17 protein-coding genes are annotated in these 19416 nt (G+C 64.5%); 9 read left to right on the top strand and 8 right to left on the bottom strand.

What is annotated here, in order from left to right:
• Positions 1-5: 5 nt before the first annotated feature.
• A complete protein-coding gene (locus QYQ99_RS15750; RefSeq protein ID WP_302089034.1) occupies positions 6-959 on the bottom strand; it encodes an intradiol ring-cleavage dioxygenase in 954 nt (317 codons plus the stop codon).
• Positions 960-1298: 339 nt separating this feature from the next.
• On the opposite strand from QYQ99_RS15750, the gene QYQ99_RS15745 reads away from it, so the two are divergent.
• From QYQ99_RS15745 to QYQ99_RS15725, 5 genes are all read left to right on the top strand, one after another.
• A complete protein-coding gene (locus QYQ99_RS15745) occupies positions 1299-2414 on the top strand; it encodes a TRAP transporter substrate-binding protein (protein WP_302089033.1) in 1116 nt (371 codons plus the stop codon).
• A gap of 112 nt (positions 2415-2526) precedes the next feature.
• Entirely contained in the window at positions 2527-3099 is a 573-nt protein-coding gene (locus QYQ99_RS15740; RefSeq protein WP_302089032.1) for a TRAP transporter small permease subunit, read from the top strand.
• Positions 3096-5033 (top strand): TRAP transporter large permease, encoded by a 1938-nt coding sequence (locus QYQ99_RS15735; RefSeq protein WP_302089030.1) that lies wholly within the window; start codon positions 3096-3098, stop codon positions 5031-5033. The genes QYQ99_RS15740 and QYQ99_RS15735 overlap by 4 nt, the downstream gene beginning before the upstream one ends.
• 220 nt (positions 5034-5253) lie before the next feature.
• Positions 5254-7038: an NAD(P)/FAD-dependent oxidoreductase gene (locus tag QYQ99_RS15730; RefSeq protein WP_302089029.1), complete on the top strand. Its 1785-nt coding sequence runs from the start codon at positions 5254-5256 to the stop codon at positions 7036-7038.
• A gap of 178 nt (positions 7039-7216) precedes the next feature.
• On the top strand, positions 7217-7792 hold the full coding sequence (locus QYQ99_RS15725) for a hypothetical protein (RefSeq protein ID WP_302089027.1): 576 nt from the start codon (positions 7217-7219) through the stop codon (positions 7790-7792).
• A gap of 18 nt (positions 7793-7810) precedes the next feature.
• Here QYQ99_RS15725 and QYQ99_RS15720 read toward each other — a convergent pair whose 3' ends face one another.
• The 6 genes from QYQ99_RS15720 to pyrC all read right to left on the bottom strand — a co-directional run bounded on the left by QYQ99_RS15720 (position 7811) and on the right by pyrC (position 13050).
• Positions 7811-8605: an oxepin-CoA hydrolase, alternative type gene (locus QYQ99_RS15720; protein WP_302089026.1), complete on the bottom strand. Its 795-nt coding sequence runs from the start codon at positions 8603-8605 to the stop codon at positions 7811-7813.
• A gap of 86 nt (positions 8606-8691) precedes the next feature.
• On the bottom strand, positions 8692-9069 hold the full coding sequence (locus tag QYQ99_RS15715) for a hypothetical protein (RefSeq protein ID WP_302089024.1): 378 nt from the start codon (positions 9067-9069) through the stop codon (positions 8692-8694).
• Between the two features lie 124 nt (positions 9070-9193).
• A complete protein-coding gene (gene htpX / locus QYQ99_RS15710; RefSeq protein WP_003068113.1) occupies positions 9194-10066 on the bottom strand; it encodes a protease HtpX in 873 nt (290 codons plus the stop codon).
• Positions 10067-10139: 73 nt separating this feature from the next.
• The gene (locus tag QYQ99_RS15705) at positions 10140-10958 is read right to left on the bottom strand and encodes a DUF3025 domain-containing protein (protein ID WP_302089023.1); all 819 of its coding nucleotides are present in this window, start codon (positions 10956-10958) and stop codon (positions 10140-10142) included.
• Positions 10959-10972: 14 nt separating this feature from the next.
• Positions 10973-11854 carry an NYN domain-containing protein gene (locus QYQ99_RS15700; RefSeq protein WP_302089022.1) on the bottom strand — a complete coding sequence of 294 codons (882 nt, stop codon included), beginning with the start codon at positions 11852-11854 and terminating at the stop codon, positions 10973-10975.
• A 149-nt stretch (positions 11855-12003) separates the two neighbouring features.
• Complete coding sequence (gene pyrC / locus QYQ99_RS15695) at positions 12004-13050, bottom strand: dihydroorotase (RefSeq protein ID WP_302093191.1); 1047 nt, start codon at positions 13048-13050, stop codon at positions 12004-12006.
• 162 nt (positions 13051-13212) lie between these two features.
• Between pyrC and QYQ99_RS15690 the strand changes: the two genes are divergently transcribed.
• Both QYQ99_RS15690 and rocF read left to right on the top strand, forming a co-directional pair.
• Positions 13213-14319, top strand: a complete 1107-nt coding sequence (locus QYQ99_RS15690) for an ornithine cyclodeaminase (RefSeq protein ID WP_302089021.1) — start codon at positions 13213-13215, stop codon at positions 14317-14319.
• Between the two features lie 13 nt (positions 14320-14332).
• Positions 14333-15286 carry an arginase gene (rocF, locus tag QYQ99_RS15685; RefSeq protein WP_302089020.1) on the top strand — a complete coding sequence of 318 codons (954 nt, stop codon included), beginning with the start codon at positions 14333-14335 and terminating at the stop codon, positions 15284-15286.
• A 28-nt stretch (positions 15287-15314) separates the two neighbouring features.
• Here rocF and QYQ99_RS15680 read toward each other — a convergent pair whose 3' ends face one another.
• Entirely contained in the window at positions 15315-16034 is a 720-nt protein-coding gene (locus QYQ99_RS15680; protein WP_302089018.1) for a Crp/Fnr family transcriptional regulator, read from the bottom strand.
• Between the two features lie 165 nt (positions 16035-16199).
• Between QYQ99_RS15680 and QYQ99_RS15675 the strand changes: the two genes are divergently transcribed.
• Together QYQ99_RS15675 and QYQ99_RS15670 are read left to right on the top strand one after the other, a co-directional pair.
• Positions 16200-17264: a porin gene (locus tag QYQ99_RS15675; protein WP_302089017.1), complete on the top strand. Its 1065-nt coding sequence runs from the start codon at positions 16200-16202 to the stop codon at positions 17262-17264.
• A gap of 12 nt (positions 17265-17276) precedes the next feature.
• Positions 17277-19415 (top strand): acetate--CoA ligase family protein, encoded by a 2139-nt coding sequence (locus tag QYQ99_RS15670; RefSeq protein WP_437439041.1) that lies wholly within the window; start codon positions 17277-17279, stop codon positions 19413-19415.
• Position 19416 lies beyond the last annotated feature (1 nt).

Genomic DNA, 19416 nt, shown 5'->3' with positions numbered 1-19416 from the left:
CTGGTTCAGGTGCCGGGCTGAGGTGGCGGCACCATGCCCGGGCGCGGCGGCCGCCGCCCCGGACCTCCCGGCCCGCCTGGTCCGCCCGGCGGCATGGAACCCTTGACCTGGCAGAGCTTGTCGGTGCTATCGCTGCGCACCACCACGGTCTTCGATGCCAGCATCACCCCGCCCAGGTTCTGCACATCGAAGACATAAGCCGTCTTGTCCGGCTCTTGCCCGACCACGTTATCCACATCCAGGCGGGTATCGGGCTGGCCCTTGTCCCTGTAAAGCGGCGCCTGCGCAAAGATTTCGCTGTTGAGCGCATCGCTGAACAACAGCTGGCTGGTCAGCCACGATGCAGCGTTGTCTGACGGGTCGTAGCTGCCTTGCAGAATGCGAAAGTGCACATGCACGGCGCGGCCTCGGTACCAGCCCGGGTAGCAGCTATCAAAGCGCGCCACGCCATTGCCGTCGGTGCGCTGATAGCCTCGAAAGAACTGCTTGTTCGCATCGGCGGCATCGTTGTTGCACATGCGGTGAATCTGACCCGAGTAACCGCCCGTGTGATTGGTATGCCAGATCTCGACAATCGTTCCCGCCACCGGCTCGCAGCGCTCGTTGACCACGCGGATCTGCATATGCAGCGGCAGGCCATCCCAGCCATCGCTGATATCTGTTCGCTGCGGCGACAGCGTGTGGCAGGGGCCTATGGTGGCCTCGCAGGTCAGGCGGCAACCGCCCGCCAGCCCGGCACCGGCAAACGGGTTGATGCTGCGCGCAGCAGCTGTGATGGCCGCCGTACCACCGCTGAGCCATGGAGCAGCCGCTTGCCCTCCGCCCCTCACCGACTGCGCAGCGGGAGCTGCGCAGCCGAGCAAGGGAATGACGGGCAGCGCCCCCAGTACAGCACCGGAATGCTGCAGCCAATGCCTGCGGGTAAGCGGTGGGAAAGAGTCGGGGGATGAATGGGACATGGAGCTTGGGCGTCAAGTCAGACTGACTGCATGCTAGTGCACGGCAAGTCATTCGGGCACTTGCTTTGCGAGCTTTACCGCAACGATACATCCACGCAGCGCCCCCCAAATTACCCTTAACCGACAGATCTCCAGCACCGCCGAACACTCACCAATCCATAGCAAACACCACTTTAATTTCGGGCGCAATAGATTGATTTCAATAAAGAAAAATCAAGAATTCAAGCAGCCACCCGTCCATCAAGTCTGGTGTTAACCCTCTGCGCCGGCCTGTCACTCGCTTCAAAGATGCATGCACTGGCGGAAGGCCAGGATAACCACCCTGAGGAGATGAAGTAGATGACACAGGAGACCCAAAAAGCTGGCCGCCGCAACCTACTCAAAGGTGCCGCGGTGGCTGCTTCCTCCATGTCCGTGCCCATGATAAGCACGGCCCAGACCATTTCCTGGCGCTTTCAGAGTACCTGGCCCGCCAAGGACATCTTCCACGAATTTGCCCAGGATCTGGCCAAGAAAATCAATGAAATGGCGGGCAACCGCCTGAAGATCGAAGTGCTGCCCGCAGGTGCCGTGGTGCCTGCGTTTCAATTGCTGGACGCAGTCTCCAAAGGCACGCTCGATGGCGGCCACGGCGTGATTGCCTACTGGTACGGCAAAAGCCAGGCCGTGGCGCTGTGGGGCTCTGGCCCGGCCTTTGGCATGGATGCCAATATGGTGCTGGCCTGGCACAACTATGGCGGCGGCAAGGAGCTGCTGGACGAGATCTACGGCGGCCTGAAGATGGACGTGGTCTCCAAGCTCTATGGTCCCATGCCGACCCAGCCGCTGGGCTGGTTCAAGAAGCCGGTGGCCAAGGTGGAAGACCTCAAGGGGCTGAAGTTCCGCACCGTGGGCCTGGCGGTCGATGTGTTTACCGAGATGGGCGTGGCCGTCAACCCGCTGCCCGGCGGGGAGATCGTGCCCGCGCTGGACCGTGGCCTGCTGGATGCGGCCGAGTTCAACAACGCCTCCAGCGACCGGGTACTGGGCTTTCCCGACGTCGCCAAGAACTGCATGCTGCAAAGCTTTCACCAGTCCAGCGAGCAGTTCGAGGTGCTGTTCAACAAGACCAAGTTCAACGCCCTGCCCGCCGAGGTCAAGTCCATCATCGAATACGCCACGCAGGCAGCCAGCGCCGACATGAGCTGGAAGGCCGCTGACCGCTATGCCAAGGACTATGCGGAGATGCAATCCAAGCAGGGAGTGAAGTTCTACAAGACGCCGGATGCCATCCTGCGCGCCCAGCTGGCCGCCTGGGACAAGGTGACGACCAAGAAATCCGCCGAGAACCCGATGTTCAAGAAAGTCATGGACTCCATGCGCACTTTTGCCCAGCGCAGCGGACGCTGGCAAAACGACACTGACATCGATTTCAAGATGGCCTGGAATCACTACTTCGCGCAAAAGCGCGGTTAATCCTCAACAGCGCAGCTCCAGCAGCTGCGCTTTTTTGTGGTCCAGGGGCCAGACCGGAGCACTGGCCCGCCTCCCTTTGCAAACCTCGCTGCAAGTGGCAGCGGAGACTGCCATGCAAAAAATCCTGCTTGCTGTCGACGCGTTTTCGACCTTTATCGGCAAGGTGGCGGCCTGGGCCGTGGTGCTGCTGACTTTGCTGATCAGCTGGGAGGTTTTCTCCCGCTACGTCCTCAACCAACCCCATGCCTGGGTGCTGGATGCGCAGATCATGCTCTACGGCACCATGTTCATGCTGGCCGGTGCCTACACCCTGTCCAAGAACGGCCATGTACGCGGTGATGTGCTGTATGGCTTCTTCAGCCCGCGTGCACAAGCGGCCGTGGACCTGTGTCTTTACATCCTGTTCTTTCTGCCCGGCGTACTGGCCCTGACCTGGGCGGGCTGGACTTACGCCAACGAGTCTCTGGCCATCCGCGAGCAGACGTTCTCCGCCCACCCGCTGCCGCTGTACCCGTTCAAATTCATGATCCCGCTGGCCGGTGCCGTACTGCTGTTGCAAGGGCTGGCCGAGATTGCACGCTGCGTGCTGTGTCTGCGCCAGGGTGTCTGGCCTTTGCGCGGCAGTGATGTGGAAGAGGTGGATGTGGAAAAGCTCAAGGAAATGGTGCAGGAGGGCAAAGCATGAAGATGCGCAAGGAACTGTGGTTCGGCTTTTCCATCATGGCCCTGGTCGTCCTGTCGGCCATTGCCTTGCTGCTGAGTGTGGAGACCATCACCAACGGTCATCTGGGCCTGCTGATGCTGTCACTCGTGGTCGTCGCCATCATGCTGGGCTTTCCCACGGCGTTCACGCTGATGGGCATGGGCATGATCTTCACCTGGCTGGCCTATGAGCGCGACACCACACGCACTCTCGACCTGATGGTGCAAGCCGCCTACAAGAGCATGACCAATGATGTGCTGATCGCCATCCCCCTGTTCGTCTTCATGGGCTATCTGGTCGAGCGCGCCAACCTGATCGAAAAACTCTTCAAAAGCATGCACCTGGCCATGGCCCGCGTGCCGGGCTCGCTGGCCGTGGCCACGCTGGTGACCTGCGCCGTGTTTGCCACGGCCACCGGCATTGTGGGCGCCGTGGTCACGCTCATGGGCCTGCTGGCACTGCCCACCATGCTGCGCGCCGGCTACAACACGTCCATGGCGGCAGGTGCCATCACGGCGGGTGGTTGCCTTGGCATCTTGATACCGCCTTCGGTGCTGCTGATTCTCTATGGCGCGACAGCAGGCGTTTCCGTCGTCCAGTTGTATGCCGGCGCTTTCTTCCCTGGCCTGATGCTTGCCGGCCTGTACCTGGGCTATGTGGTTATCATGGCCAAGATCAAGCCGGCCTGGGCACCGCCGCTGTCAGCCGCCGAGCGCCAGGTAGCTCTACCGCCCCTGACTCGAGAGCTGCCCGCCACTGCTCAGCAATACGCCCCCATGCGCCTGCTGGCCGCACTCAAAGGCCAGCGCAATGCACAGGTTCCCACAAGCTATCTGCTGCGCCAGCTGGCCGTGGTGGTTCTGCCCGGAATGCTGTTCCTGCTGCTGGCTGCCAGCAGTTGGCGGGCAGTGACGACGCCTACAGTGCAGGAACAGTTCGAGATCCAGCCCATAGGCATGGAAAGCGGCAGCTCCTCGAGCTCCGGCACAGGCCTGGCCGAGCCGCCCATCGAAGGCGGCTTGCAGGAACCACCCACCGAAGGAGGGCTGCAAGAGCCGCCCGGCTCAGAGTCCTCCGCCCCGGTGGCAGCAACGGCGCCGGCAGAGCCTGAAACAGGCAGCAACGCACCGGGCGTGCCTGCTGCCAGCCAGGCTGAAACCCAGCCAGCTCCCACCTGGTGGTGGATTGGCTTTGCAATGCTGGGGACCTGCACAGCGCTGTTCTACCTGTTTCTGAGTTTTGCGCGGCTGGAAATCTTCAAGATGCTGCTGAGCTCGTTCTTTCCGCTGGTGGTGCTGATCCTGACCGTACTCGGCTCCATTGTCTTTGGCCTGGCCACGCCGACCGAAGCGGCTGCCATGGGTGCCTTGGGCGGCTTTGTGCTTGCTGCTGCCTACAAGCGCCTGAGTCTCGATGTCGTCAAGGAGTCCGTGTACCTGACTGCCAAGACCTCGGCCATGGTTTGCTGGCTGTTTGTGGGCTCGGCCATTTTCTCCGCCGCCTTTGCGTTGCTGGGCGGGCAGGAGCTCATAGAGCGCTGGGTGCTGTCCATGAACCTCAGCAAGATCGAGTTCATGATCCTCTCCCAGGTCGTGATCTTTCTGCTGGGCTGGCCGCTGGAGTGGACGGAGATCATCGTCATCTTCATGCCCATCTTCATTCCCCTGCTCAACCACTTTGGCGTTGACCCGCTGTTCTTCGGCCTGCTGGTGGCGCTGAATCTGCAGACGGCTTTCCTCTCTCCGCCCGTGGCCATGTCTGCCTTCTACCTCAAGGGAGTGGCGCCGCCTTCGGTGACGCTCAACCAGATCTTCTTGGGCATGATGCCCTTCATGGGAATACAAATCCTGGCCATCGTGCTGCTCTACATCTGGCCGCAGATCGGTCTGTGGCTGCCGCAACTGCTCTACAAATAACAAAAGGCCAGCAGCACATCACTATTAAATGCATAGCTTGCCGCTCTTGTTACACATCAACTTCGTGCTCATAGATGTGAAAAAATGAGATACATCAAGCGCAAGCAGCTATATTTTTAGAATCGATAAGCACAACAAAGGTCGAGGTCACCACGGCCTTGTCGCGCAGTCATCAGGTCTTTGCCGTACCATCCAGACCCTTGCTTGATAGGTACAAGCCATGATCCGGATCGCAGAACTCAAACTCCCTCTCTCGGCGGTTGAATACCACCCCGAGAACCACACCGAATACCAGCCCACGGACAAGCTCACCCAGCTCGCGGCCGAGCGTCTGGGCCTTGCGGCCGACGCCATTGCCAATGTGCATGTGCACAAGCGCAGCTTCGATGCGCGCAAGGCGGAACTGCTGGCCGTCTACATCGTCGACATCACGCTGGCCGACGAAAGCCAGGAGGCCGCGCTGCTGACGCAGTTTGCCGACCATCCGCATGTCAATCCCACGCCCGACATGAGCTGGAAGCCCGTGGGCCAGGCCCCGGCGGATCTGGACGAGCGCCCCGTGGTCGTGGGCTTTGGCCCCTGCGGCATGTTTGCCGGACTGGTGCTGGCCCAGATGGGCTTCAAGCCCATCGTGCTGGAGCGCGGCAAGACCGTGCGCGAGCGCACCAAGGACACCTGGCGCCTGTGGCGCAAGCGCGAGCTGACGCCCGAGTCCAATGTGCAGTACGGCGAAGGCGGTGCCGGCACCTTCTCCGACGGCAAGCTCTACAGCCAGATCAAGGACCCGCGCCATCTGGGCCGAAAGGTGCTGACCGAGTTCGTGACCTATGGTGCGCCGCCCGAAATTCTCTATGCGGCTCACCCCCACATCGGCACTTTCAAGCTGGTCAAGCTGGTCGAAGGCATTCGCGAGGAAATCGTGCGCCTGGGCGGCGAAATCCGCTTCGAGCAGCGCGTGACCGATGTACAGATCGAAGAAGTCGACGGCCAGCGCCAGTTGGTCGGGCTGCAGGTGCTCGACCAGGCCACGGGCCAAAGCTATGCACTGCCCACCCATCACGCCGTGATGGCTCTGGGCCACAGCTCGCGCGACACTTTTGCCATGTTCTACGAGCGCGGCGTGGCCATGGAGGCCAAGCCCTTCTCCGTGGGCTTTCGCATCGAGCATCCGCAAAGCGTGATCGACCGCGCCCGCTGGGGCAAGGATGCCGGCCATCCGCTGCTGGGCGCTGCCGACTACAAGCTGGTGCACCATGCCAAAAACGGCCGCGCCGTCTATAGCTTTTGCATGTGCCCTGGCGGCACCGTGGTGGCCGCGACCAGCGAACCCGGGCGCGTAGTCACCAACGGCATGAGCCAGTATTCGCGCGCCGAGCGCAATGCCAATGCCGGCATGGTCTGCGCCATCAGCCCTGAGGACTACCCGCAGGACGCCGAGAGCTTTGCCTGGGCCTTCGACGGCAAGACCTTTGGCGTCGAAAAGCTGCAAAAAGGCGAGCATCACCCGCTCTCTGGCATTGTGCTGCAGCGCCAGCTGGAGTCCAAAGCCTATGTGCTCGGCGGCCAGAACTACAGCGCGCCCGGCCAGCTCGTGGGCGACTTTGTGGCCGGCAAGCCCTCCAGCGCGATAGGCGAAGTTCAGCCCTCCTACAAGCCCGGCATCAGCCTCGGCGATCTGCACCAGGCCCTGCCTACGTATGCGATCGAGGCCATGCGCGAAGCCCTGCCCGCCTTCGGCAAGAAGATTCGCGGCTACGACATGAAGGATGCCGTGCTGACCGGTGTGGAAACCCGCACCTCGTCCCCCGTCAAGATCGGCCGCGGCGCCGACTTCCAGAGCGACAACACGCGTGGTCTGTACCCTGCCGGTGAAGGTGCCAGCTACGCGGGCGGCATTCTGTCGGCCGGTGTGGACGGCATCAAGGTCGGCGAAGCCGTGGCGGCTGCGATTCTCGGAGTCGAAGTCCCCTCCTCGGGCGCGCGCGGCTCGGGCGGCGCTCTGTAAGCGAAGCAGACAGCCTCACTGCACCCACTCCCAGGCTGCCAGACCTGCTGCTGGCTGCCTTTGATGGGTGCTCTTCCATACCTGACGGCATGGCTCTACAGGTTTTTGGACGCTGACTGACAGTGCGCCAGGCTGAGCATCGGTACGCTGAGGGCTTCATCGCACGCCAAGCGTCACCATGAAACCTCTGCCTTTGCGACTCGCACCTGCTTTTGCAACCCTGGGACTGGCCTGCTGGCTGGCTGCCGCCAGTGCCGGCGCACAAACCAGTGACTCCGCTGCTGCGGCAGACACTGCCGTGGACAAGCCCTCTGCGCTGTCGGGCTGGATGTTTGGCTACGCCCCCCTGGACTGGCATTTCTCCGATGCCAAAAAGGAAAACGATTTCGAGCCCGATGAACAAAAGCATGCCTATGTCTGGCTGATCCAGGCCGAGAAGGAGCTGGACGAACGCCATATCGCAGGCTTTGCCTATTTCAGGAATTCATTCGGTCAGCCCAGCCAGTACGCCTATTACGGCTGGCGCTTCAGGCCGTTTGACAGCACACCGGGCCTGTTCTTCAAGGTCACGGGCGGCATAATTCACGGCTACAAGTTTCCGTACAACAAGAAGATCCCGTTCAACAACCGGCATGGCTGGGGCATCACGGCCATTCCGGCCGTGGGCTATGACTTCAACCGCAACTGGGGAGCCCAGATCAATGTGCTGGGCAATGCTGGCGTGATGTTCCAGCTCAACTACACGGTTCGCTAAGCCGCTGGGAACGACCTGTCAGGCTCCGCGCAGCCTGGCAAAGTCGGGCGCACGCTTTTCCAGAAAGGCCGCAATGCCTTCGCGGGACTCCTCGCTGCCCTGGGCCTCGACCATATGGTCGGCCTCCAGCGCCAGCTGCTGCTCCAGGCTGTGGCGGTGGGCCACCCGGCACAGTGCCTTGATACGCGCAGTCGCCACCTCCGGCCCCTGGGCCAGTTGCCGGGCCAGCTCCAGCGCTTGGGCCAAGGCCTGGCCCGGCTCCGTCAAACGGTTGATACAGCCATACGCATGCATGCGCTCGCCGCTGATGCGCTCGCCCGTCAGGCAAAGCTCGGTCAGCAACTGGCGGGACATGAACTCGGCCAGAAACGACGTCGCCCCACCGTCGGGGGTGAGGCCGACCTTCACATAGGCCACCGAGAAAACCGCCGACCTTGCCGCCACCAGCATGTCGCAAGCCATGGCCAGAGACAGGCCCGCACCCGCAGCAGCGCCCTCCACCGCCGCGATCACGGGCTTGGGGCAGTCGCGTATGGCACGCATCAGATGGTTGAGATCCTCAAGCCTGAGACGGCGTTCGGCCAGCGGCATCTCGCGCCGCGTCGCCAGCTGGTTCAGATCGCCGCCAGCGCAGAAATGACCGCCCTCGCCCGTGAGGATCACGGCGGCCACCGAGGCATCGGTGCCGGCCCCACGCAGCGCTTGCATGACCGCGTGGTAATACTCGGGCGACAGCGCATTGCGCGCGGCCTGGTTGTTGTTGGAGAGAACGAGAACAGCGCCTTCGCGGCGGGTGACAAGAGCAGGATTCACGGCAAACCTCCTGCACCCGACTCTAGCGACGCTGGCACGGACCGCCTAGCGGGCCAGTGCCACCTCTTGTCACCTAGCGGACGCCCTCAGCGGCGCGGTCCCCAACGGCCACCGCCATGATGCCAGCCGCCGGGGCCATGGTTCCAGCCCCCTTCATGCCAGCCGTAGCCGGGGCGCGGCGGCATGGCCCAGCGACCGGGACGCCAGTTGTAGCGTCCGCCGCCCCAGCCCCAGGCGCCGCCAATCCAGACATAGGCCGGTGAGGGAGCCACCGGGATCACCTCGTTGATCAGGGGCGGCGGGGCCATGGGTGCATAGACGTCGCCCGCGACCACCTCGGATCCATACGCCGGATAAGCCGGATAGGCCGGGGCCACCACACAGCCCGCAAGCAGGGCAGCCGAGCCGCCCAGCAGCAGGGCCGGCAGCAGGCGGCGGGTCATGGTTTGAGAGATGAAGGACATCACAACTCCTGAAAGTCCGGGGACATGTATATGCTCTTACAACGCAAAAGCCCCTGCCAGCTGTTGACAGGGGCTTGTGAAGCAGCGGTAAAGACCGGCTACGGCCGTTTACACATGTGTACGCTTAACGGGCGTTTTGCAGTGCAGCAATGCGCTGCTCGATGGGCGGGTGGGTCGAGAACAGCTGGCCGATGCCGCCGGCAATGCCCATGGCCGCCACGCTCTTGGGCAGCTCGCCCGGATGCATGCCGCCCAGACGGGCCAACGCATTCATCATGGGCTGCTTGCGACCCATGAGCTGTGCGGCACCCGCGTCGGCGCGGAACTCGCGCTGGCGCGAGAACCAGGCCACGATCATGGCGGCGACAAAGCCCAGCAAGATATCCAGCACCACGGTGGTGATCATGTAGCCGATGCCGGGGCCCGAGCTTTGCTCGTCGTTGCGGCGCAGGAAGGAGTCGACCGCATAGCCGATCACGCGCGAGAGGAAGACCACAAAGGTGTTCATCACGCCCTGGATCAGCGTCATGGTCACCATGTCGCCATTGGCGATGTGGGCCACTTCGTGACCGATCACGGCCTCGACCTCTTCACGCGTCATGCCTTCCAGCAGACCGGTGGACACGGCCACCAGGGCCGAGTTCTTGAAAGCGCCGGTCGCAAAGGCGTTGGGCTCGCCCTCATAGATGCCGACCTCGGGCATGCCGATGCCGGCCTTCTCGGCAAAGCCGCGCACGGTGTTGACGATCCAGGCCTCATCGGCGTTGCGCGGCTCGTTGATGACCTGCACGCCCGACGTCCACTTGGCCATGGGTTTGGAGATCAGCAGCGAGATGATGGCGCCGCCAAAGCCCATGATGAAGGCAAAACCCAGCAGGGCGCCCAGATTGAGGCCGTTGGCAGTGAGGTAGCGGTTGACGCCCAGCAAGCTGGCGACGATGCCCAATACCGCCACCACGGCGATATTGGTCAATAAAAATAAGGCAATACGTTTCATCGAGGGTGTACTCCACACAGGGGACAAAATGACCAGAACCCCTGAGGCACCGCCTGTGCAGGACGAATGCTCATCAAGCCAGCTCTCTTTCTGGCGGTACCCGTTGTTGTGTTGTTTGTGCGGTACGTGGGGCTCGGAAAACTAGAGAGTCATCATAGAAGGAAAAGTTCTGGTTTTGCAGGCACCAGTCCGGGATTCCTAATATGGGAATTGGTAGATAGGGCTTGCTGGCCAGATTGCAAGACTGGGTCCGCAACTGATCGTCCAGCCAGCCATCGGCTTCGGCCAGCGATGCCAGGCGCGGCGCCTGCTCCAGCGGCACGCAGATCACATGTGCGGTGATGGCCTTGCGCGGCTGGACCAGCTTTTCCAGCAGGGCATGGCCTATGGGAAGCAAGCGCGCCTGCTGCCATAGCGCACGCCTGGCCACAAACAGCTCCTGCCAGCGCTTGTCGCGCAGCGCATCGCACAGGGCCTGAGGTGCCAGCAGCAGGCCGCCGTTTTCGTCCAGCACCGTGATCGAGTCGCGCAATCGCCCGCGCTGCGCCCCCACTCCCTGGCGCGCGATCTCGGCCGCCTGCAGCGCGTTGAGCCGCTGCTTGAGCAGCGGCCAGTGCAGCCAGATCAGGCCGTTGAAGAAGTCGTGCAGATTGTCGCGCGTGGGAATGCTGCGCTGGCTGTGGATAAATGCCTCATAGGCCTGACCGGCAGGCAGCTGCAGCTGATCGACGAACTGCCAGCCCGGCAGCAGTCCGTGAGCGGCAGCCACCTCCTGCAAGGCCCGGGCCACGCCGGCACCGCCCTGCACCCGGTCATGCACCTGGCGGCCCAGCACCTGCAGCGAGGCCAGCCAGGGCGCCTGCCAGTCAATGGCCCAATCCGCTGACTGCATTGCGGCTGGCTGCATCAAGGCAGCACCTCATCCTGATGCCCACGCAGATCGCGCACCGCCACGCGGGCCGTGCCTTCGTCGCGCAGCTCGAACACCTGGGTCGCGGCCATGAGCTTGGTCAGCGAGGCATAGCCATAGTTGCGTGCATCAAACGACAGCTTGTTGCCGATATGCGTTCCCACCGCAGCCACACGCGCCCAGCCGGCCTCGTCCTGGGTGGCCTTGACGGCATCGCGCAGCATGGCGATGAGTTGCCGGTCTTCCTTGAGCATGTGCGAAGGCACGCGCAGCGTGGTGCAGGCGGGTGCGGCCACACCGGTGCCGCCAGCCACCCGGCCATTGCCGGCGTTGGGGCTCGATCCCTGCGGCTGGCTTGCCGCAGGCACTGCACGTGGCACTGCATCGGCCTCCAGAGCCTCACGGCGTTCGCTGCGGCTGACAATGCCGTCGCCCAGCTCCTTGAGCGCATCGAAATACAGAAAGCGCGAGCAGGCGTTGACGAAAGCCCTGGGCGTCTGCTCCGCACCGAATCCATAGACGGCAGCGCCCTTGGCGCGCAAATGCATGACCAGCGGGGTGAAGTCGGCGTCCGAGGAGACGATGCCGAAGGCATCGGGCTTTTCGGTATAGAGCAGCTCCATGGCATCCACCGTCATGGCCATGTCGGTCGCGTTTTTGCCCTTGGAGTAATCGAACTGCTGCATGGGCCGCACGGCATATTCGAGCAGCTTGCTCTGCCAGCCATGCAGACCGGCCTTGGTCCAGTTGCCATAGGCACGGCGGATATTGATCAGGCCGAAGGTGGACAGCTCGGTCAATATCTCGTCAATCATCTCTGCGGGCGCGTTGTCCGCATCGATCAGCAAGGCAATCTTGGGCTGGACATCGTTGGGCATGCAATCTCCTGAGCGCTGTTTGGCCAAGCCTAACCGAGGCCTTGCGCAACGCCAAATTAAAAAAGGAGCAGCTCGCGCAACTCCTTTCTTGATTTCAGAGTGAAAAAACCTTAAATTCATCTGAATACAGGCGCTTGCAGCTACTGTTTTTAATCCAGCATCTTCCAGGGCAGGGCTTCGCCAAAGCGCAGCGGCTTGAGCTGCGCACCTTCGCCGTATTCAAAGCTCACGGGCGGCGTCCAGCTTTCCTTGACCAGAGTGATGGTGTCGGTGTTGCGGGGCAGGCCGTAGAAATCGGCGCCGTTGAAGGAGGCAAAGGCTTCGAGCTTGTCAAGGGCGCCGACGCCGTCAAACACCTCGGCATACATCTCGATGGCGGCGTGAGCACTGTAGCAGCCGGCGCAGCCGGTGGCGGCTTCCTTCAGGTGCGCGGCGTGAGGAGCGCTGTCCGTGCCCAGGAAGAACTTGCGGCTGCCGCTGGTGGCGGCCTGCACCAGTGCCAGGCGATGGGTTTCGCGCTTGAGCACCGGCAGGCAATAGAAGTGCGGGCGCACGCCGCCCAGGAAGATGGCATTGCGGTTGAACAGCAGATGCTGGGGCGTGATGGTCGCTGCCAGGAAATCATCGGCTGCGGCCACGTACTCGGCGGCTTCCTTGGTCGTCACGTGCTCCATGCCGATCTTGAGCTCGGGGAAATCCTGGCGCAGAGGCTTGAGCTGCTGCTCGATGAACACGGCCTCGCGGTCGAACAGGTCGATGCTCTGATCGGTCACTTCACCGTGCACCAGCAGCACCAGGCCTTCGCGCTGCATGGCCTCCAGCGTCGGGTAGATCTTGCGCAGATCGGTCACGCCATGGTCGGAATTGGTCGTGGCACCTGCGGGATAGAGCTTGCAGGCCACCACGCAGGCCGCCTTGGCGCGCACAATTTCCTCGGGCCCCAGGTTGTCTGTCAGATACAGCGTCATCAGCGGCTGGAACCGGCTGCCTGCAGGCACGGCCGACACAATGCGGGCACGGTAGTCCTGCGCCATCTCTGCCGTGGTGACCGGGGGCTTGAGATTGGGCATGATGATGGCGCGGCCCATCTGGCGGGCGGTGTGCGGCACCACGCAGCGCATGGCATTGCCATCGCGCACATGCAGGTGCCAGTCATCGGGGCGGGTAATCGTGATGGTCTGAGTCATGGCCGATATTGTCCCATCTTCGCTGGCGACAGGCCCGCGCTCAAACCCATGCGGGCCATGCCCTGGAGCTGCGTACAGCGCGGTCATGGGTCCACCTCTTGGGCATTTCCCAGGCATTTCTCTGGCATTTGGCGCCGAAATCCTCAAAAATGAGGTCAAGGAGGAAGTCTCATGTCTGTTCCTCAAGCTCTGGCCCGGACACCATTCCGGACCGACTTTCTCAGCGCCAGCGATGCAGCCCGGCTGGTAGCGCGCATCGGCATCCCCCAGGTGCTGCGCCTGATCAGCCAAGCCCTGGAGGCCGACTTCGGCCGCTGGCAGGACTTCGACAAAAGCGCGCGTACGGCCGCCCATTCCGCCAGCGGCGTGATCGAGCTGATGCCGGTGGCCGATGCGCGGGACTACGCCTTCAAATACGTCAACGGCCACCCGCACAATCCGCGCCTGGGACTGCCCACTGTGATGGCCTTCGGCGCGCTGGCCGATGTCGCCACCGGCATGCCGCGCTTTGTCAGCGAGCTGACGCTGACCACGGCCTTGCGCACCGCCGCCACATCCGCCATGGCCGCGCGTCATCTGGCGCGCACCAGCAACCGCAGCATGGCGCTGATAGGCAATGGCTCGCAAAGTGAATTTCAGGCGCTGGCCTTCATGGAGTTGCTGGGCGTGAGCGAGCTGCGCCTGTTCGACATCGACCCTGCAGCCTCGCAAAAGCTGCTGCGCAACCTGCAGCCGTTCCTGCCCGACTTTTGCGCCACGGCCATCGTCTGCACCAGCGTGCGGGACGCCGTGGCCGGCACGGACATCGTGACCACCGTCACCGCCGACAAGACCCACGCCACCATCATTCCCGGGCATTTGCTGGAGCCCGGCATGCATATCAATGCAGTGGGCGGAGACTGCCCCGGCAAGACAGAGTTCGATGCCAGCGCCCTGCAACGTGCACAGGTCTTTGTCGAGTACGAGCCGCAAACGCGCGTCGAGGGCGAGCTGCAGCAAATGCCTGCCGACTTCGCCGTGACCGAGCTGTGGCGCGTGCTGCAGAAGCTGGCGCCGGGCCGGACATCGGCCGCCCAGATCACCTTGTTCGACTCCGTGGGCTTCGCACTGGAGGACTACTCGGCGCTGCGCACCATGCACAGTCTGGCGCAAGGCGCGGGCCTGCTGTCTCAGATCGAGCTGGTGCCGGAGCTCGCCGACCCCAAGGATCTGTTTGCCATGGTGAGACAGGCATCGCCCCCCCAGATCATCCATCTTGCGGCCCTTAAGACGGCCTGAAGCGGAGCGGCTCATGGCATACACATCGTCCACACTGATCGGTCTGCCCACCGATATCGGTGCCTCACGCCTTGGCGCGGCCATGGGACCCGATGCCCTGCGCGTGGCCCAGCTCGGTCCAGCCCTTGAACGGCTGGGCGTGCAGGTCAGCGATCTGGGCAATCTGAGCGGCCCCACCAACCCGCGTGGCGCGCGCGATGCCCAGGGTCTGCGCAATCTGGCCGAATGCCTGAGCTGGAACCGGATCGCCCATGACGCGGTACTGCAGGTGCTGCAGCAAAACCGGCTGCCCATACTGCTGGGTGGCGACCATACGCTTGCCACAGGCTCCATCAGCGCCGTGGCCCGCCATTGCCGCGCCACGGGCAAGCAGCTGCGCGTGCTCTGGCTCGATGCCCACTCGGATTGCAACACCCCCGAAAGCTCGCCCACGGGCAATCTGCACGGCATGCCGGTGTCAAGCCTCTGCGGACTGGGGCCGACGGAGCTGGCCTCGCTGTCGGGCACGACTCCCGCTCTGCCCGCCTCATCGTTCTGTCAGATCGGCCTGCGCAGCGTGGACGAGAGCGAAAAGCACATGATCCGAGAGCTGGGGCTGGAGGTCTACGACATGCGGGCCATTGACGAGCTGGGCATGCGTGAAGTGATGCGCCGCGCACTGCTCACCTTGCTGGGACGCAACGACAGGGACATCCACCTGCATCTGAGCTTCGACGTGGACTTTCTGGACCCCGACATTGCTCCCGGCACCGGCACGCCGGTACGCGGCGGCCCCACCTACCGCGAGGCCCAGCTGTGCATGGAAATGATTGCCGACACCGGCCGTCTTGCCTCGCTGGACATTGTGGAGCTCAACCCGGCGCTGGACCTGCGCAACCAGACGGCGGAGCTGGTGGTGGATCTGGTGCAAAGCCTGTTCGGCCAGAGCACGCTGATGCGCCCCGCGCCACAAGCAGCGCCGCGCTGAGGCCGGCACCACACGTGCCACAGGCGGATCAGCCGCCGCCCGCCTGGCGCAGGGCTTCGAGGTCGCGGATGGTCACGCGCCCATAGGCCGCATTGATCACGCCCATCTGCTCCAGCGTGCGCAACTCCTTGTTCACGGTCTGGCGCGAGACCGCCAGCATGGCCGCAAGATCGCCCTGCGAGATTCGCAGGCTCACGGCCTGGCCGCCTTCGATGGGCTTGCCGTGGATCAGCGCCAGCCGCGCCAGCGCATCGGCCACATGGTTGGCGGTATCGCCCAGGGCGCGGCGCTGCTGGGTGGCGATCTGCTCGTGCAGGCGCTCCAGCACCAGCATGCAGACATCGCGCCACAGCGCCGGATGCGCATCCAGCACGGCCATGAACGCCCCGCCCGGCAGGTGCACGAGCACCGTGCCCTCCTGCACCACGAAGTGATAGACGAAGCGGATGTTGCCCAGCATGCGCACCAGGCTCACGATCTCTCCGGGGCCGTGCAGCGACAGCACGAAGCGCACGCCCGCTGCATCCACGCCCTCCACCGCCAGACGCCCCGAAGCCACCACCAGCACCTCGCGGCGCGATCGCTCGCCGACCATGAGGGGCGTTCGCTTGTCATAGCGCCTCAGCCGCGCCACGGCCACCACTTCGTCCAGCACGTCATCCGGCCAGTGCCCCATCAGCGGGCACAGCCTCAGGGCACGCCGTATCAGCGCCACGGAACCGGCTTCAGGGTGGTGTTTGCGAGGCATGGACCTGTGTGTGCGGGAAAACAGGCTCCGGGTTAGTCCCGGGCTTGAGTGCCGCCAATTGTCAAAGGGTTGACAGAGTGCCAACCGCACTGGTTCGGATAGTAGCAGTCACACCGCAGCGCAAGGCTGTGCGCCCGTGCAAAGCACAAACACAGGAGACACATCGTGAAGCACAAGCAATGGCTGGTCGCCACAGGCTGGGCAATATTCGGCAGTGCCGCCTGGGCGCAGAGCAGCGTGGAGATCTTCGGCGTCATGGACGTCCATCTCAACAGCGCCCGATCGGGGGGCACGCGGCTGACACGCCTGGAGGACGGCGGCAGCGCCGCCTCGCGCATAGGCTTTCGCGGCGTCGAGGAGCTGGGAGGCGGCTGGCGCGCCCGCTTCATGCTCGAGGCCGGCGTCACTCCGGACACCGGCATGGGCACCATTCCCGGCCCTTCACTGGCCTTCACCCGCCAGTCCTTCATCGGCCTGAGCGCGCCCTGGGGCCACATCCAGATGGGCCGTATGTACACGCCCATGTTCAGCGCCCTGTTCCGCGCCGATCCGTTCGGCATGAATTCGCTGTTCTCTCCCACCAACCTCGGCTATAGCACTGACGGCCAGCCGAACCTGAAGGCCTTTGCCGCGCGCGGCAGCAATCTCGTGCGCTACCGCCTTCCCGAGGGCCAGCCCTTGGTGCTGGACCCGGCCTACTCCTTCGGCGAGGTGCCCTCGCCCAACAGCAACAACGCCCGGCTCTACGGCGGCACCGTGGGCTGGAGGCAGAAGCCCTTCTTCGTGGCCTACAGCGTCCAGAACTCCACAGAGGGCAGCGCGGCAGCGCCCGTGGCCACGCCGCGCACCAGCCGCTACCAGACGCTGGTGACCAGCTGGCAGGCCATGCCCAAGCTGCGCCTGAGCGGCAGCTACAGCCGCGCCAGCATCAACCAAGCGGGTACGGGCGACGCCCGCCTCCTGCAGCTGGGCACGGAGTGGAGCGCAACCTTCACATCCAAGGTGCTGCTATCGGTGGCACGCCGCAAGGTCGACGGATCCGAGCGCCGCCAGACCGCCTGGACCCTGGGCTACGACCACTACCTGAGCAAGCGCACCACGCTGTACGCGCGCTGGCTGCAACTGAGCAACGCGGGCGGCTCCTCGGTATCCATCGCCAACGTGCCCGTGGTGGCCGACAGCGGCAACGGCGTGCGTTCGCTGGCACTGGGCGTGCGCCACAACTTCTGACAGAGGAACTTTATGCAGCCATCCATGGACTTCGATTTCGCCGGGCTGGACGCCCTGTTCTCGCCACGCTCCATCGCCGTCGTCGGCGCCACCGACTCGCCGCAGCGCATAGGCGGCATTCCGCTCGACTACCTGCTGCGCTTCGGCTACACGGGCCGCCTGCGTGCCGTGAACCCGCGCGCGGCCACGGTGCAGGGCCTGCCGGCCCACGCGCGGCTGACCGACATCCGCGAGCCCGTGGATCTGGCCATCGTGGCCGTGCCCCAGGCTCATGTGGCCGCAGTGCTCGAGGACGCGGCCGCGGCCCGCGTGCGCTCCATGGTGCTGTTCTCGTCGGGCTTTGCCGAGACCGGCGCCGAAGGCGCGGCGGCCCAGCAGGCCCTGCAGGAACGCGCCCGCGCAGCCGGCGTACGCCTCATAGGCCCCAATTGCCTGGGCTTCATGCGCCCCGGCCACCAGACCTATGCAACCTTCTCGCCCGCCCCCAATGCGGGCCGCGTCAAGCCCGGGCGCATAGGCCTGATCAGCCAGTCCGGGGCCTTTGGAGCCTATGCCTACAGCATGGCGCGCGAGCGCGGTCTGGGCCTGTCCCTGTGGGCGACCACGGGCAACGAAGCCGACGTGCAGCTGGCCGACGGCCTGGCCTGGCTGGCCCGCGATCCGGAGACCGATGTCATCATGGCCTACATGGAGGGCTGCCGCGACGGCGAGCGCCTGCGCGCGGCCCTGGCACTGGCGCGCGAGCACGGCAAGCCCGTGATCATGTTCAAGGTGGGCACCAGCGAGCTGGGCGCGGCCGCGGCCGCTTCGCATACGGCATCGCTGGCCGGCAACGATGCCGTCTATGACGCCGTGTTCCGCCAGTACGGCGTGCTGCGCGCGCACACCATCAGCGACTTCTTCGCGCTGGCGGCCAGCGCCTCCATCGCGCCGATTCCGCGCAACCACTCCCTGGGCCTGCTCACCGTCTCGGGCGGCGTGGGTGCCATGATGGCCGACGACGCCAGCGCCGCCGGTCTCGACGCGCAGCCCCTGTCCGAGGCCGCCCAGCGCCAGTTGCTCGAATGGGTGCCGTTTGCCGCGCCGCGCAACCCCGTGGACATCACGGGCCAGGTTACCAACGATGTCACCCTGCTCGAGCGCAGCGCCGAGCTGATGATGCGGGATCGGAACTTCGCGAGCTGGCTGGGCTTTTTCGCCGCGGGCGGCCTGTCCGACGCGTTCTGGGCCGTGCTGCGCTCCCTGGTGGAAAAGCTGCGCGCCGCCCACCCCGACACGCTGCTGGCTATCTGCACGCTGTGCTCCGACGCGCGCCGCGCCGAGATGGAAGCCCTGGGCTGCCTGGTGTTCTCGGACCCCAGCGCGGCCATACGCTGCATAGGCGCCCTGGCCTCGCTGGCCGATGCGCAGCGCGCAGCGCCGCTGCCGCCGGCCTTCCCGGCCCAGTCCGCGCTGCAGCTGCCCCCGGGCAGCCTGTCCGAAGCCCGCAGCATGGAACTGCTGGCCGAGGCCGGCATGCCCGTGGTGCCCCACCAATTGGTGCGCACCCAGCAGCAGGCGGCGCAGGCCGTGCAGGCCCTGGGCGGAACCATTGCGCTGAAGGTGGCCAGCGCCGACATCGCGCACAAGTCCGAGGTCGGCGGCGTGGCGCTGAACCTGCGCACGGCCATGGATGCGGGCGCCGCCTTCGAGCGCATTCTCGCCAGTGCGCGCCAGGCACGGCCCACAGCGCAGTTGGACGGAGCGCTGGCCGCCCGCATGGTGCACGGCGGCGTCGAATGCATTGCGGGAGTGCACCGCGATCCGGTGTTCGGCCCGGTGCTGATGTTCGGCCTGGGCGGCATCCACGTCGAAATCCTGCGCGACGTGTCGCTGCGCGCACTGCCCATCACCCGGGACGATGCCCTGGCCATGGTGCAGGAGCTGCGCACCTTTCCCATCCTGGCCGGCGCGCGCGGCAAGCCGCCCGCAGACCTGCAGGCGCTGGCCGATGCGCTGCTGGCCCTGGCCGACTTTGCCCAGCGCTGCGGCGACACCCTGTCCAGCGCCGAGATCAACCCGCTGATCGCCCTGCCCCGGGAGCAGGGCGGCTGCGTGGCGGTCGATGCGCTGGTGATAGGCGCCGACCACTGCACAGTCCCAGCCCGCTGAG

The organism is Comamonas testosteroni (assembly GCF_030505195.1).
Lineage (GTDB): Bacteria > Pseudomonadota > Gammaproteobacteria > Burkholderiales > Burkholderiaceae_C > Comamonas > Comamonas testosteroni_G.
This window is presented reverse-complemented; position numbering and strand designations above follow the sequence as displayed.